The sequence below is a fragment of the Affinundibacterium seohonense genome, assembly GCF_014284305.1.
GTDB lineage: Bacteria > Pseudomonadota > Gammaproteobacteria > Burkholderiales > Burkholderiaceae_D > Undibacterium > Undibacterium seohonense.
Genome location: NZ_JACOFW010000014.1, coordinates 22,213 through 36,510 on the forward strand (window position 1 = coordinate 22,213; position 14,298 = coordinate 36,510).

Sequence of the window (14,298 nt, forward strand, 5' to 3'; positions counted from 1 at the left end):
CATGACTGTTATGACTCCTGGAGAACTGATTCACCATACGGTGTTGCTAGACGAGGCTATTGAAGCACTCGACATCCAAGGCACGCGTGTAAATGGTGTGTATGTTGATGGCACGTTTGGCCGTGGAGGCCATAGTCGAAAAATACTGAGTCAACTGGGACCACAAGGTCGCTTGATCGCCTTTGATAAAGATCCGTATGCAATCGCTAATGCGGAGCAAATTAATGACCCACGTTTTTCTATCGTGCATGAAAGCTTTGCTGATATGCGCGCGGAGTTGGCACATTTAGGCATTACACAGGTTGATGGTGTTTTGATGGACCTCGGTATTTCATCGCCGCAAGTGGACGATGCGGAGCGGGGTTTTAGTTTTAGAAATGATGGGCCTTTGGATATGCGCATGGATACCACGCGTGGTATCTCGGCAGCGGAGTGGTTGGCGCATGAAGATGAACAAAAAATTAGAGAGGTTATAGAAAATTATGGGGAAGAACGGTTTGCTTTTCAGATTGCAAAGGCGATTGTTGCTCGCCGGGCGAGCGAGTCCATTTCAAGTACTCGGCAGCTTGCCGAACTCGTCGCACACGCCGTCAAAACTCGCGAGAAGGGCAAAGACCCGGCAACTCGCACCTTTCAAGCTATACGGATTTTCATCAATAAAGAGCTTGAAGACCTCGAGATCGGTTTAGTCGGCGCTTATGACAGCCTAGCACCTGATGCGCGCATGGCGGTGATCAGTTTTCATTCATTGGAGGATCGCATCGTCAAACAGTTTTTTGCCTCCAAGGTCAAAGTAGCACAACCAGATAGACGTTTGCCGATTCGTGATATCGATTTGCCCAAGCCGCAAATGCGGTTGATTTCGCGCATGAAACCAACTGAAGAAGAAATTTTGCGTAATCCTCGTGCCCGCTCCGCAATCATGCGCGTTGCAGAACGGATTGGAGCGATCTAATGAGTACGCGTCTGAATTTATTACTCGGCTTGTTGTTGGTGATTTCTGCCTTGTCTTTAATTAATTCGCAGTATCAGGCTCGTCGCTTATTCATTGAGATTGAGCGTGCCCAAACATTGAGTCAGCAATATGAAATCGAGTGGACACAGCTCAAATTAGATCAATCGACATTCGGCAAACATGCTCGCATCGAAGCTGTTGCTTCCAAAGAATTAGGCATGGTTCACGTTACGCCTGATCGCACACAATATCTATCAGCCGAGGTGGTCAAGTGACTCGAGCCTCGCATTCATCGCGTACTGCAGCGGGTAAAGGCGTTTCCTTTTCTTCCAGCCCGGTGTTGGCGGTAAAGCTGCCAGTGTGGCGCTCACGGTTAGTATTGTTTTTCTTGTTTGCCGCCTTTGTCGCTTTGATCGCGCGCGCACTTTGGTTGCAAGGGATGTCCACTGAATTCTTGCAAAAACAAGGCGCGAGTCGTTATGCGCGCACATTAGAGCTGTCCGCCACACGTGGCAAAATTATCGACAGACACGGTCAGGTCTTGGCGTCGTCCGTGCCAGTCAAAGCTATCTGGGCAAGTTCAGAAAGTGTCCTCGAAGCACCTGCAGAAAAGATCGCACAACTCGCGGCACTATTAGATATGAGCGAGCTTGAATTGCGTAAAAAATTGGTGTTGGATAGACAGTTTGTGTATCTCAAACGTCAGGCAGAGCAGGCTTTGGTCGATAAAGTATTGGCCCTCAACATTCCGGGTGTGAAGACAGAAAAAGAATACAAACGTTTCTATCCCGAAGGTGAAGTCATGGCACACGTCGTCGGCTTTACGAATGTTGAAGATAAAGGACAAGAGGGTATTGAGTTAGCCTCAGAAAAAAACCTAGCCGGTAAAACAGGCAGTCGTCGTGTGATTAAGGACCGTCTTGGTCGCGTAGTTGAAGATATCGAATCGGTGCGTCCACCGCATGATGGTAAAGATATGAAACTGTCTGTCGACAGCAAAATTCAATACATCGCGTATACGCATTTGAAAGATGCGGTCGAAAAATTTAAAGCAAAAGCAGGCGGTGCCGTGGTATTGAATGTGCAAACCGGCGAGATTTTAGCTCTGGTGAATTTGCCGACTTATAACCCGAATGATCGCTCAGTATTAACCGGTGCGCAGTTACGTAATCGCGTGATTACTGATACTTTTGAGCCTGGTTCTACCATGAAACCTTTTCCGGTTGCCTTGGCACTGGATACTGGCAGAGTTAAACCGGAAACACTAATAGAAACAGCACCGGGTCATATGACTATCGGATCTGCCACGATTCATGATGCTCACAAACAGGGAACCTTGACCGTTGCCGGTGTCATTCAAAAATCGTCGAATATCGGCACAGCAAAAATGGCCTTGCAAATGCCACCACAAGAAATGTGGGAAATGTTTGCCACATTGGGTTTTGGGCAGCAACCGAATATTGGGTTTCCAGGCGCAGTAGCGGGACGCATGCGCAATTACAAAACCTGGAAGCCAATTGAGCAAGCGACCATGAGTTACGGCCACGGTTTGTCAGTGTCGCTGTTACAAATCGCTCGTGCCTATATGATTTTTGCGCGCAAGGGCGACATGATTCCTTTGACTTTCCAACAGTCAACCGCAATGCCTGTTGGCACCCGCGTGATCTCAGAAAAAACTGCCATGCAAATGCGTGAAATGCTAGAGAGTGTAACGCAGCCAGGTGGCACTGCTACACAAGCACGCGTGCCTGGATATCGGGTTGCAGGTAAAACCGGTACTGCACACAAAATTGAGCATGGTAAATACGTGAATAAGTACATCGGTGATTTCGTTGGCTTTGCGCCAGTATCGAATCCACGCATTATTGTTGCGGTGATGATTGATGAGCCTAGTGGTGGTGTCTACTACGGTGGCTCCGTCGCCGGCCCAGTGTTCGCTGCGATCACAGCGAATGTTTTACGTTCTATGAACGTGGTTCCCGATTCTTCGGTGATGAATATCATTCCTGAACCTAGCGTACAGGAGAGTTTGTAATGAGTGAATTAGATAATAAAGATAAAGCATTGGTAGCCAATACGGTGACTTCGATTGTTCAATGGTTAAAGCAACATGCACCTGAGGCGCAATTAAGTTCTGATTCTCGCGAGATTCAAGCTGGCGATGTTTTTTTTGCTTTCCCAATTACGGGCGGCAAAGGAGACGGTCGTGCGTTTATTCAGAATGCAATTGAACGCGGGGTAGCTGCGATTGTATATGAAAAAAATGCTGCGACTAAGGTACAAGATATCAGTGTTCCGCACTTAGTGGTGACTGGTTTAATTGATTTATTGGGAGCGATCGCCAACCAATGGTATGACACGCCAGATCAAGGTATGTTTAGCGTTGCGGTCACTGGCACCAATGGCAAAACCTCTTGCTCACAATGGATAGCGAAGGCCTTGTCTATGCAAGGTACACCAGCAGCAGTCATCGGCACTCTGGGGGTAGGCAACTATCGCGATGGCGTAATAAATCAGCTGCAAGAAACGGGATTTACCACACCTGATGCATTGCAATTGCAGGCGCGTTTAGCGAAGTTGAAAAAAAATGGCGCTAAGAGTTTAGCGATTGAAGCCTCCTCGATTGGCATTCATCAAGGCCGCTTAAATGCCTTGCATGTCGATGTCGCACTGTTCACGAATCTAACCCGCGACCATCTTGATTATCACGGCACGATGGAAGCTTATGCGGCGGCGAAAGAAGCTTTATTTCATTGGCAGGGTTTGCAAGCCGGCGTAATCAATGCAGATGACGCTTTTGGTTTGGCATTGTTGCAGCGCTTAGCTATCAGTCAACCAGAGCTTAAGCTGCTGGCATACGCCATTGATACTGTTGTCGATTCTACGATACCGACTCTGCGTGCTTCACAATTAAAGACCACACATATCGGAACACAGTTTCATGTCGATTCACCATTTGGTAGCGGTGTCGTCAAAACACAAATGATCGGGCGTTTTAATGTCAGCAATGTGCTTGGCGTTTTGGGCGTGCTATTGATGAGAGGCATTACTTGGGAACGAGCGATTGCGACTATAGAAAAACTGACCCCCGTACAAGGTCGTATGCAACAACTCGGCTCTAGCGGGAAGGCGATGGTCGTCGTTGATTATGCGCACACGCCAGACGCCTTAGAAAAAACTTTGCAGGCTTTACAGCAAGTAGCGCAAGAGCGTCAGGGAAATTTATGGTGCGTATTTGGCTGTGGTGGTGATCGCGATCCTGGCAAGCGCCCACAAATGGGGAAGATCGCCCAAATGGCGCAACACGTGGTGGTGACCAGTGATAATCCACGCACCGAAGATCCAGAAAAAATCCTGCAAGACATACTCGCTGGTATGAGCGGTACACCAAATGCCATCGTTGATCGTGCTAGTGCAATTTTGTATGCGGTCAAACATGCGGCATCGAATGACGTCATTTTGATTGCTGGTAAAGGCCATGAAAACTACCAAGATATTAATGGTAAAAAATGGCCATTTTCCGATGAAGAACATGCACTGCTGGCATTGGCGACAGTGGCTACGAATAGCTCGATGCGGAGGTCATCTTGATACGGACTTCTCTACGTCAATTGCAGAAAGTGGTAGCGAATTCTACCGTCACGGGCGATACGTATTTTGCTGGCTTGAGTACGGATAGTCGCAAAATAGAACAAGGTAATGTGTTTCTTGCTTTGCGCGGTGAGACTTTTGATGCTCACGATTTTCTGGCGATGGTTGCAGAGTCCGGTGCCGTTGCTGTAATCGCAGAGCGTGTGCTAGCAGACTTCCCAATTCCAGCCTTGATTGTTCCTGATACTAAACTGGCTTTAGCGGAAATCGCGACTTATTGGCGTCAACAATTTGCTCTGCCAGTGATAGCGGTAACCGGTAGCAATGGCAAGACTACCGTGAAAGAGATGATCGCATCGATTTTGCTGGCACAGTATGGCAGCGAACACATGATTTCTACCAAAGGAAATCTGAACAATGAAATCGGTGTACCGCTGACTGTTTTCCGTTTGCAAGGCGAGCATCAAGCAGCAGTATTTGAGCTAGGCATGAATCATCCTGGTGAAATCGCGGTATTGAGCGCAATTGCACAAGCAAATGTGGCCTTAGTCAACAATGCCCAGCGTGAGCATCAAGAATTTATGCAAACGGTAGAAGCGGTCGCGATTGAAAATGGTGCCGTGATTCAAGGCTTACCTGGGGATGGTGTCGCGGTCTTTCCTGCAAACGATACGTACACTGCGATTTGGAAAGAATTTGCTGGCCAGCGTAAAACATTGACGTTTGGTTTGGATTTAAATTCGGAACGAAGAGCGGATGTGTCGGGCAGCTTTGTTGCACAAGAATTTGGTAGTGATATACAGATGTCGATTCAAGGCGAAACTGTCATGGTGCGACTAGCCGCTGCTGGTCAGCATAATGTCTTGAATGCCTTAGCTGCTGCCGCTTGTTGCTCTGCGATTGGTATCTCCGCTGCAAAAATTATTGAAGGTTTGCAGGCATTCGCTCCGGTTTCAGGTCGTTTGCAATTAAAGCAGGCGGCAGCAGGCGCGCGCTTGATAGACGACACTTACAACGCTAATCCAGATTCTGTAAAGGCAGCGATTGATGTCTTAGCCAACGCTAATGCAGAAACCACCTTGGTGCTCGGCGACATGGGTGAGGTCGGTGTTGATGGCGCGGCTTTTCATCAAGAGATTGGACAATATGCCAAAGCGCACGGCATCCAACATTTGTACACCTTGGGTTCATTGGCACAGTCATCGACGATCGCTTTCGGAAATGGTGCGCAGCACTTTGACGAATTGGCTGGCTTGTTGGTGAAGTTGGATAGTCAAAGTGGTAGTGGTAATACGATCCTGATCAAGGGTTCTCGCTTTATGAAGATGGAACGTGTCGTTGCGCATTTGATGAGTGCGGCGAATACCGAAGCTGGCACCGTAGTAAATGCAGCAGCATCAGGAACACATTAAAACAATTAGAAAAAATACTTAGGGAAAATATTATGTTGCTTTGGTTGGCAGAACTTTTTAAACAAGACATCGGTTTCTTCCGCGTGTTTGGATTCATTACTTTCCGTGCGGTGTTTGCGACGATGACGGCGATCTCGATCGGTCTGATTGCTGGTCCCGCTGTGATTCGGATGTTGACACGTTTAAAAGTTGGTCAGGCTGTGCGAACTGATGGACCACAAACACACCTGATTAAGTCTGGTACACCGACGATGGGTGGTGCTTTGGTGTTGATCTCGATCGGTATCTCGACTTTGTTATGGTCAGATTTGAGTAATCGTTTCGTCTGGGTCGTATTGATAGTTACCCTGGGATTCGGTGCGATTGGTTGGGTTGATGATTATCGCAAAGTCGTGTATCGCGATCCAAACGGCATGGCGTCGCGTGAAAAATTTTTCTGGCAATCTTTGATCGGTATTGTGGCGGCGGTCTATTTGGCTTTCTCGGTATCCGCGCCGACCAATACTAAAGTCATGGAGTTGTTCTTCGCTTGGGTACAGTCTGGCTTTAGCATGGACTTACCCCCAAAGGCGGATTTGATTATCCCATTCTTTAAAACCTTTAATTATCCGCTCGGCGTTTGGGGTTTTATCGCCCTGACATTCTGCGTGATTGTCGGCACGAGTAATGCTGTAAATTTGACCGATGGTCTAGATGGTTTGGCTATTATGCCGACGATTATGGTTGGTTCTGCATTGGGCATTTTTGCTTACCTCACAGGACATGCTGGTTACTCAAAATATTTATTGATTCCCTACATTCCAGGCGCGGGTGAGCTGCTCATTTTCTGCGGTGCGATGGCTGGTGCGGGTTTGGCATTTCTCTGGTTTAACGCACATCCGGCGCAAGTGTTTATGGGTGACGTTGGTGCACTCGCTTTAGGTGGTGCGCTTGGTACAGTCGCGGTGATTGTGCGTCAAGAAGTCGTGTTATTCATTATGGGCGGCATCTTTGTGGTTGAGACGTTCTCGGTGATGTTGCAAGTGACCTACTTCAAATTCACCAAGAGAAAATATGGTGTCGGTAAACGCTTATTTTTGATGGCGCCTTTGCATCATCATTTTGAACAAAAAGGTTGGAAAGAAACGCAAGTGGTCGTGCGTTTTTGGATTATTACGATGCTGTTGGTGTTGGTAGGTTTGTCCTCTTTGAAGCTGCGTTGATTGTTCTTTTAAGCTGATTGGTTAATTTGGTATGAGTATGAAGTTTTCGGATAAGCAGGTATTGATCGTCGGGCTAGGTGAATCTGGTCTGGCGATGGCGCGTTGGTTGCAGCGTTGCGGCGCGCGCCTGCGTGTGGTCGATACGCGTAGCAATCCCGATCGTTTATCTGCTTTGAAAGAACTTGCACCAGAAGCTGAGTTTTGTGGTGGTGAATTGCAAGCTGCACATGTCGATGGTGTTGATATGGTCGTGGTCAGTCCAGGTTTGGCGCCAGATGGTGAGTTGCAAGTCATCATGCAAGCTGCGCTAGAAAATGACATCGCCGTTTGGGGCGAGTTGGAATTATTTGCCCAGGCTTTGGCTGAGCTCAAAGAGTCAAATAATTACGCACCAAAAGTCATTGCGATTACAGGCACTAACGGCAAAACGACCGTGACTAGTTTGACAGGTCAACTGTGCGCACGTGCAGGACTTAGCGTCAAAGTCGCTGGCAATATCAGCCCCGCCATGTTGGATGTCTTATGTGAATGTATTGACGGTGAAACCTTACCGCAAGTTTGGGTGTTGGAATTATCGAGCTTCCAATTGCATACTAATCTCAGTTTAAATCCTGATGTCGCTACTGTTTTAAACGTGACACAAGATCACTTGGATTGGCACGGTGACATGAAAAATTATTGTGCCGATAAAGCCAAGATTTTTGGTGCCAACACTTTGCAAGTTCTCAATCGTGATGATGAACAAGTGATGGCAATGCAGCGTCCTAATTCTCATTTTTTGAGTTTTTCATGTAAAGCGCCGCAGCACGATGCTGAATTTGGTTTATTGCATGATCAAGGAATGACGTGGTTGGCAGTCGCGAATGCCGATGAGGATGAACAACTATCATCCCGTAAGCGTAAAAAAGAAGTGGTGGAAATGGCATTGACGATTACGCGCTTAATGCCAGCCGATGCCTTAAAAATACGTGGTCAGCACAATGCCAGTAATGCGCTCGCGGCCTTGGCCTTGTGCCGTGGTATCGGTCTTCCATTGGCACCGTTATTACATGCGCTGCGTGAATACAAAGGTGAGCCACATCGTGTTGAGTTGGTCACGACCATCGCTGGCGTTGATTATTTTGATGACAGTAAAGGCACCAATGTTGGTGCAACGGTCGCTGCTCTTAAGGGCTTAGGCGAAGAGAGCGGTAGCACTAGTCCACGCATAATTTTAATCGCCGGCGGCGATGGTAAAGGACAGGATTTTAGCCCGCTAGCGTCGCCAGTTTCACGCTACGTTAAATCTGTCTTATTGATCGGCAAAGATGCCGCTGAAATTCAGTCTGCTCTGAATGTGACTGCGGTCGAGATGCAAAATTTCTCTAGTTTGGAAAACGCAGTAGCAAAGGCAGGTGAGATTGCGCAAGAGGGCGATATCGTTTTACTGTCGCCAGCCTGCGCTAGTTTGGACATGTTCAGAAATTATGCACATCGTGCACAAGTGTTTGTCGACGCGGTACGTGAAATTGCATTGAGTCGCGGAGAAATTTGCTGATGAAACAGCTACTCCTCAATTTGAACCCATTTCGTGCGTCTAGTAGCAACCAGACCACGACGCATTTCGTGCAGCGTTCGAAGATGATGGAGTATGACCAAGCCTTGGTGTGGGTGACCTTGATTTTGATGGTGTTTGGCATGGTGATGGTGTATTCCGCCTCGATATCTTTGCCCGATTCACCGAAATATGCGAACTACAAGAATAATCATTTCTTAGTTCGGCAGGCGATGTTTGTGACGGTGTCAATTTTGGCGAGTTTCATTGTTTTTCGTTTGCGTGTAGAGGACTGGCAAAAACTTGCGCCTTACTTATTTGTTGCCACCTTAGTGTTGCTGGTATTGGTGCTGATACCCGGCATAGGCAAAGGGGTGAATGGTGCGAAACGTTGGATATCATTAAAAGTCTTCAACGTACAGCCCTCCGAAATGATGAAGTTGTTCATGGTTTTATATGCGGCGGATTACACGGTGCGTAAGCAAGAGTTTATGCATAAGCTAACCAAAGGCTTCTTGCCGATGATGATTACGGTGGCGGTGTTGGGACTGTTGCTCTTGTTGGAGCCGGATCTTGGCGCGTTTGGTGTGATTGTTTGTATCGCGATGGGGATTCTATTTTTAGGTGGCATCAATGGTATTTGGTTTGGTGGCATCGCGGCGGCTTTGGTCGGTATTTTTACCTCAGTTATTTTGTTGTCGCCATGGCGTCGTGAACGAATTTTCGCTTACTTGAACCCGTTTGAAGAAGACAATGCCCTTGGTAAAGCTTATCAATTAACGCACTCTCTGATTGCGTTTGGGCGTGGTGAGATATTAGGTGTGGGCCTGGGTGCGAGTGTGGAAAAACTGCATTATTTGCCAGAAGCGCATACGGATTTTTTATTGGCGGTGATTGGCGAGGAACTTGGTTTTATTGGTGTGGCAGTCGTGATTTATTTGTTTTACTGGATCGTCAAGCGGGCTTTTGAAATTGGACGCCAGGCGATTGTATTGGATGCGACTTTCGCAGGTTTGACCGCCAAAGGCATCGGTATATGGATAGGCATACAAACCTTCATCAACATGGGCGTCAATTTGGGCTTGTTACCTACCAAAGGTTTGACATTGCCATTGATGAGTTATGGCGGTAGTGGCGTATTGATTAACTGTATAGGATTAACCCTGTTGCTCAGAATCGATTATGAAAATCGCTTGATGATGCGTGGGGGACGAATATGACAAGTAAAGATGTAATGGCGGCAAAAAAGAAAAAACATTTACTGATCATGGCTGCAGGAACTGGTGGTCACATTTTCCCGGGTCTGGCAATCGCAGCAGAAATGCAGCAACGTGGTTGGACCGTGTCGTGGTTAGGAACCAAGACGGGCATGGAAGGTGAGATTGTTGCCAAGCATGGAATCGCAATGGATCAACTAGATTTTACTGGGCTGCGCGGTAAAGGTCTTCGACATAGCATTAGTGGCGCGTTTAAGTTGCTAGCGAGTTTTTTTTCCTGCCTACGCATCGTCAGTAAGCGTCAGCCTGATGTGGTGTTGGGAATGGGTGGCTATGTCACGGTGCCAGGTGGAGTTAGTAGTGCTTTGCTGGGGAAACCTTTGGTATTGATGAATGCTGATGCGCCGCTCTTGTTATCGAATAAAGCCTTGAAGTTGTTTGCAAAAAAACTGATGTTTGGTTTGCCTTCAAATGCACCGATGCAAGAGCAGAAATTTGTATTCACAGGCAATCCGATTCGTCGTGAGATCACAGGATTAGCAATGCCGCAGGAACGTTACGCACAGCATCAAGGGCCGTTGAAGATATTGGTGGTGGGTGGAAGTCTCGGTGCGCGAGTATTAAATGAAGCCGTACCTGATGCACTTGCATTAATTCCAGAAGATCAGCGTCCGCTTGTCACGCATCAATCTGGTAAGCAACATGTGGAAGGGCTGCGTCAACGCTATGCGGCGCAAAACGTACAAGCGGAAGTTTTGGATTTTATTCACGACATGCCACGTCGCTACGCTGATGCCGATTTGGTGATTTGCCGTGCTGGTGCGATCACGGTGTCGGAATTGACCGCAGTTGGTGTCGCTAGTGTGTTAGTGCCTTTGGTGGCATCCAGTACCTCGCATCAAAAAGCGAATGCTGAGTGGTTGAGTCAAGCTGGTGGTGCGATTCATTTGCCACAAACTGAATTGACCGCGCAGCGATTGGCAGAATTGATTCAGAGTATGCAGCGTGAGCGTTGTTTAAAATTAGCGCAAGCAGCGTATCAAATGGGTAAGCGCGATGCGAATCAGACGATTGCAACAATATTAGAAGATTTAGCGCAATAAGTTTGCAGAAAATACGCAGAGAATAATTAGGGTTAACGAGAGAATTATGAAACATAAAGTCAAGCACTTACATTTTGTCGGCATCGGTGGCTCAGGTATGAGCGGCATCGCCGAAGTGCTATTGAATCTGGGCTATGTGATTTCTGGATCTGACTTGAGTAGTAATGCTGCATCACAGCGTTTGGCGAGTTTGGGTGCGAAAGTCACAGTCGGTCATGCAGCAGAAAATATCGAAGGCGCCGATGCGGTCGTGACCTCAACTGCCGTGAAAGCGGATAACCCAGAAGTGATCGCCGCACGTGAGAAACATATTCCTATCGTGCCACGTGCATTGATGTTGACGGAACTGATGCGCTTGAAAAGCGGGATTGCGATCGCTGGCACGCATGGTAAAACCACGACCACCAGTTTGGTCGCAAGCATTTTGGCCGAGGGTGGTTTAGATCCGACCTTCGTCATCGGTGGACTGCTCAATAGCGCGGGAGCCAATGCAAAGCTCGGTAGTGGTCAATACATCGTCGCGGAAGCCGATGAATCGGATGCTTCGTTTTTGAATTTGTTGCCGGTGATCGAAGTCATTACGAATATTGATGCCGATCATATGGAAACTTATGATCACGACTTCGCGAAATTGAAACAAGCATTCGTGGACTTCACTTTGCGTTTGCCATTTTATGGCGTTGCCATGTTGTGTATGGATGATCCAAATATTCGCGAAATCATGCCAGAAATCACGAAAACGATTGTGACTTACGGTTTCCACGAAGAAGCGGAAGTACGCGCAATTAACGCCAGCGCTGCTAACGGCAAGATGCATTTCACCGTGGTGCAAAATGGTTATGCCGATATGCAGGTTAGCTTGAATCAACCTGGTATGCACAATGTGCAAAATGCTTGCGCAGCGATTGCGATTGCACGTGAAGTTGGTGTTGAAGATAGCGCGACGCAAAAAGCATTAAGTGAATTTAATGGTGTTGGTCGTCGCTTTACACGTTATGGCGAAATTACAATCGGTAGCGATGGTGGCAGTTTTGCCTTGGTCGATGACTATGGTCATCATCCGGTAGAGATGGCTGCAACCTTGGCCGCGGCGCGTGGTGCTTATCCAGGTCGTCGTTTGGTGTTGGCATTTCAGCCGCATCGTTATACCCGCACCCGCGATTTGTTTGAAGATTTTGTGAAAGTCATGTCGACAGCCGATGCCGTCGTGTTGGCGGAAGTGTATGCGGCAGGTGAAGCCCCTATCGTTGCAGCGGATGGACGTGCGATGACCAGAGCATTGCGAGTATTGGGCAAAGTCGAACCGATTTTTGTAGAGAATATGCAAGACATGCCAGAGGCTTTGCGACAAATGTTACGGAATGGTGATGTCTTGATCGTGATGGGCGCTGGTTCTATTAGTACCGTCCCTGGAAAACTTGCGGGCAAATAAGTAGATAAAAGAAATTCACTGAATAAATTATTAAATTGGATGAATACGAAATGAAAGAACTCGGCAAAGTTGGTGTGTTATTCGGTGGTCGCTCAGCAGAGCGCGAAGTTTCCATCATGTCTGGCACTGGCGTATTGAATGCGCTGAAAAGTCGTGGCGTAGATGCACACGGCTTTGATCCGGCTGAACGTAGTTTGGCTGAGCTCGCCGCAGAAAAATTTGATCGCGTGTTCATTGCTCTGCACGGTCGTTATGGTGAAGACGGTAGTTTGCAAGGTGCGTTGGAACAGTTAGGAATTCCTTATACCGGCAGCGGTGTGATGGCGTCATCGGTAGCGATGGACAAGATTTTTACAAAAAAAATCTGGTTATATCACGCGTTGACCACACCCAAGTATGCAGTGCTAAATGCGAATACGGATTTGAGCAAAGTCGCCAACCAATTAGGTTTGCCGCTGATCGTCAAACCACCGCATGAAGGTTCAACCATTGGCATCACGAAAGTAACGAACGCTGATGCTTTACCTGCCGCGTATCAATTGGCAGCAAAGTTTGATGAAGAAGTCTTGGCCGAAGAATTTATTCAAGGACGTGAGTTGACCGTCGCTGTTTTAGGTCGCGGGCCTGGTGCTTACGCATTGCCACTGATTGAAATTGTTGCACCAGATGGTAACTACGATTATCAAAATAAATATTTTACGGACGACACAAAGTATCTTTGCCCAGCACCGATCGATGAAGCGTTGACACAAGAAATTAAAACCATGTGTGAAGAAGCTTATCGCGCGGTGAATTGTGAAGGATGGGCACGCGTTGACGTGTTGCTGCGCGCTAGCGATAACAAGCCATTTTTGATTGAAATTAATACGTCGCCTGGAATGACGGGTCACTCTCTAGTGCCGATGGCAGCGAAAGCGGCAGGCATGAGTTATGAAGATGTTTGTATCGAAATTTTGAAGACAGCGCGTTTGAAAACCGCGTCTGATTCAGAATAATTTTTTGCGTAGAAAGTAGAAACTGATTTTATGTGGCAAGACGCAAAGCTGCTTAACGCTATCGCCAATGCCCTATTTGGTTTGGTGTTGCTTGCCCTTGTTGCATCGGGTGTTTGGTGGGTGATTCAACGACCATTATTTACCTTGCAAACCGTGCGGGTAGAGGGTGAGAATAAAAGTGATCTACGCCATGTGAACGCGTTGACGATACGGGATCAGGCAATACCAAAAATTGGTGGTAATTTTTTTACAGCTAATCTCGATCAAGTCAGGCTAGCATTTGAATCTGTGCCTTGGGTGAGAAAAGCGAGTGTGCAAAGAGTTTGGCCGAATAAGCTCATCGTGTCTTTGCAGGAACATGAAGTCCTGGGAACCTGGGGCGAGGATGGGCGATTGATTTCGATGGCTGGTGATGTGTTTACCGCCAACCTAGCGGAAGCTGAAGAAGATGCTCAACTAGTTGGCTTTGTCGGACCAGAAGGTAGTGAGAAGGAAGTCATAGCGCAATATCGACAATTTAAAAATTGGTTTGCTAGTATCAACTTGGAGCCGGAGACGGTTGAGTACTCAAGTCGATATGCGTGGAGTGTGGTGTTAAATAATGGCTTGCGAGTTGAGCTAGGCAAAGTGCAAGAGCAAGGTATTTTGAAAAGAAGGGTAGAGCAATTGATCAAGGTCTACCCGCAATTAGTGACTCGATTGCAGGACAGAATTGTGAGCGTGGATATGCGCTATCCAAACGGTCTAGCTTTGCAATCAAGTGGTAGTGGATTTGGATTGAATCGAAAGTTAGGTAGTAAATAGACTGCGGATGTAATTGTAAATGAGCAGAACTTAATTGATATTGATAGAGGTTG

Annotated in this window: 12 protein-coding genes; all 12 read left to right on the plus strand. The window is 47.3% G+C overall.

Annotated elements, in window-relative coordinates; genetic code table 11:
• The first annotated feature begins 1 nt into the window (after nucleotide 1).
• The 12 genes from rsmH (at nucleotide 2) to H8K52_RS12780 (ending at nucleotide 14,245) form a co-directional block, all read left to right on the plus strand.
• Nucleotides 2-955, plus strand: coding sequence for a 16S rRNA (cytosine(1402)-N(4))-methyltransferase RsmH (gene rsmH, locus H8K52_RS12725; RefSeq protein WP_186923287.1), 954 nt, complete (start codon nucleotides 2-4; stop codon nucleotides 953-955).
• Entirely contained in the window at nucleotides 955-1,230 is a 276-nt protein-coding gene (gene ftsL / locus H8K52_RS12730; protein ID WP_186923288.1) for a cell division protein FtsL, read from the plus strand. Before rsmH ends, ftsL begins: the two co-directional genes overlap by 1 nt.
• Nucleotides 1,227-2,990: a penicillin-binding transpeptidase domain-containing protein gene (locus tag H8K52_RS12735; protein ID WP_186923289.1), complete on the plus strand. Its 1,764-nt coding sequence runs from the start codon at nucleotides 1,227-1,229 to the stop codon at nucleotides 2,988-2,990. Before ftsL ends, H8K52_RS12735 begins: the two co-directional genes overlap by 4 nt.
• Entirely contained in the window at nucleotides 2,990-4,546 is a 1,557-nt protein-coding gene (locus H8K52_RS12740) for a UDP-N-acetylmuramoyl-L-alanyl-D-glutamate--2,6-diaminopimelate ligase (RefSeq protein ID WP_186923290.1), read from the plus strand. The genes H8K52_RS12735 and H8K52_RS12740 overlap by 1 nt, the downstream gene beginning before the upstream one ends.
• On the plus strand, nucleotides 4,546-5,958 hold the full coding sequence (locus tag H8K52_RS12745) for a UDP-N-acetylmuramoyl-tripeptide--D-alanyl-D-alanine ligase (protein ID WP_186923356.1): 1,413 nt from the start codon (nucleotides 4,546-4,548) through the stop codon (nucleotides 5,956-5,958). The genes H8K52_RS12740 and H8K52_RS12745 overlap by 1 nt, the downstream gene beginning before the upstream one ends.
• Before the next feature lie 32 nt (nucleotides 5,959-5,990).
• Entirely contained in the window at nucleotides 5,991-7,160 is a 1,170-nt protein-coding gene (gene mraY / locus H8K52_RS12750) for a phospho-N-acetylmuramoyl-pentapeptide-transferase (RefSeq protein ID WP_186923291.1), read from the plus strand.
• A 37-nt stretch (nucleotides 7,161-7,197) separates the two neighbouring features.
• Nucleotides 7,198-8,697: a UDP-N-acetylmuramoyl-L-alanine--D-glutamate ligase gene (gene murD / locus H8K52_RS12755; RefSeq protein WP_186923357.1), complete on the plus strand. Its 1,500-nt coding sequence runs from the start codon at nucleotides 7,198-7,200 to the stop codon at nucleotides 8,695-8,697.
• Between the two features lie 83 nt (nucleotides 8,698-8,780).
• Nucleotides 8,781-9,914, plus strand: a complete 1,134-nt coding sequence (ftsW, locus tag H8K52_RS12760; RefSeq protein ID WP_246464519.1) for a putative lipid II flippase FtsW — start codon at nucleotides 8,781-8,783, stop codon at nucleotides 9,912-9,914.
• A 14-nt stretch (nucleotides 9,915-9,928) separates the two neighbouring features.
• The gene (gene murG, locus H8K52_RS12765) at nucleotides 9,929-11,014 is read left to right on the plus strand and encodes an undecaprenyldiphospho-muramoylpentapeptide beta-N-acetylglucosaminyltransferase (RefSeq protein ID WP_186923358.1); all 1,086 of its coding nucleotides are present in this window, start codon (nucleotides 9,929-9,931) and stop codon (nucleotides 11,012-11,014) included.
• Nucleotides 11,015-11,060: 46 nt separating this feature from the next.
• Nucleotides 11,061-12,446 carry a UDP-N-acetylmuramate--L-alanine ligase gene (murC, locus tag H8K52_RS12770; protein WP_186923293.1) on the plus strand — a complete coding sequence of 462 codons (1,386 nt, stop codon included), beginning with the start codon at nucleotides 11,061-11,063 and terminating at the stop codon, nucleotides 12,444-12,446.
• A 50-nt stretch (nucleotides 12,447-12,496) separates the two neighbouring features.
• On the plus strand, nucleotides 12,497-13,441 hold the full coding sequence (locus tag H8K52_RS12775) for a D-alanine--D-alanine ligase (RefSeq protein WP_186923294.1): 945 nt from the start codon (nucleotides 12,497-12,499) through the stop codon (nucleotides 13,439-13,441).
• A gap of 30 nt (nucleotides 13,442-13,471) precedes the next feature.
• Complete coding sequence (locus H8K52_RS12780) at nucleotides 13,472-14,245, plus strand: cell division protein FtsQ/DivIB (RefSeq protein WP_186923295.1); 774 nt, start codon at nucleotides 13,472-13,474, stop codon at nucleotides 14,243-14,245.
• Nucleotides 14,246-14,298: the final 53 nt, after the last annotated feature.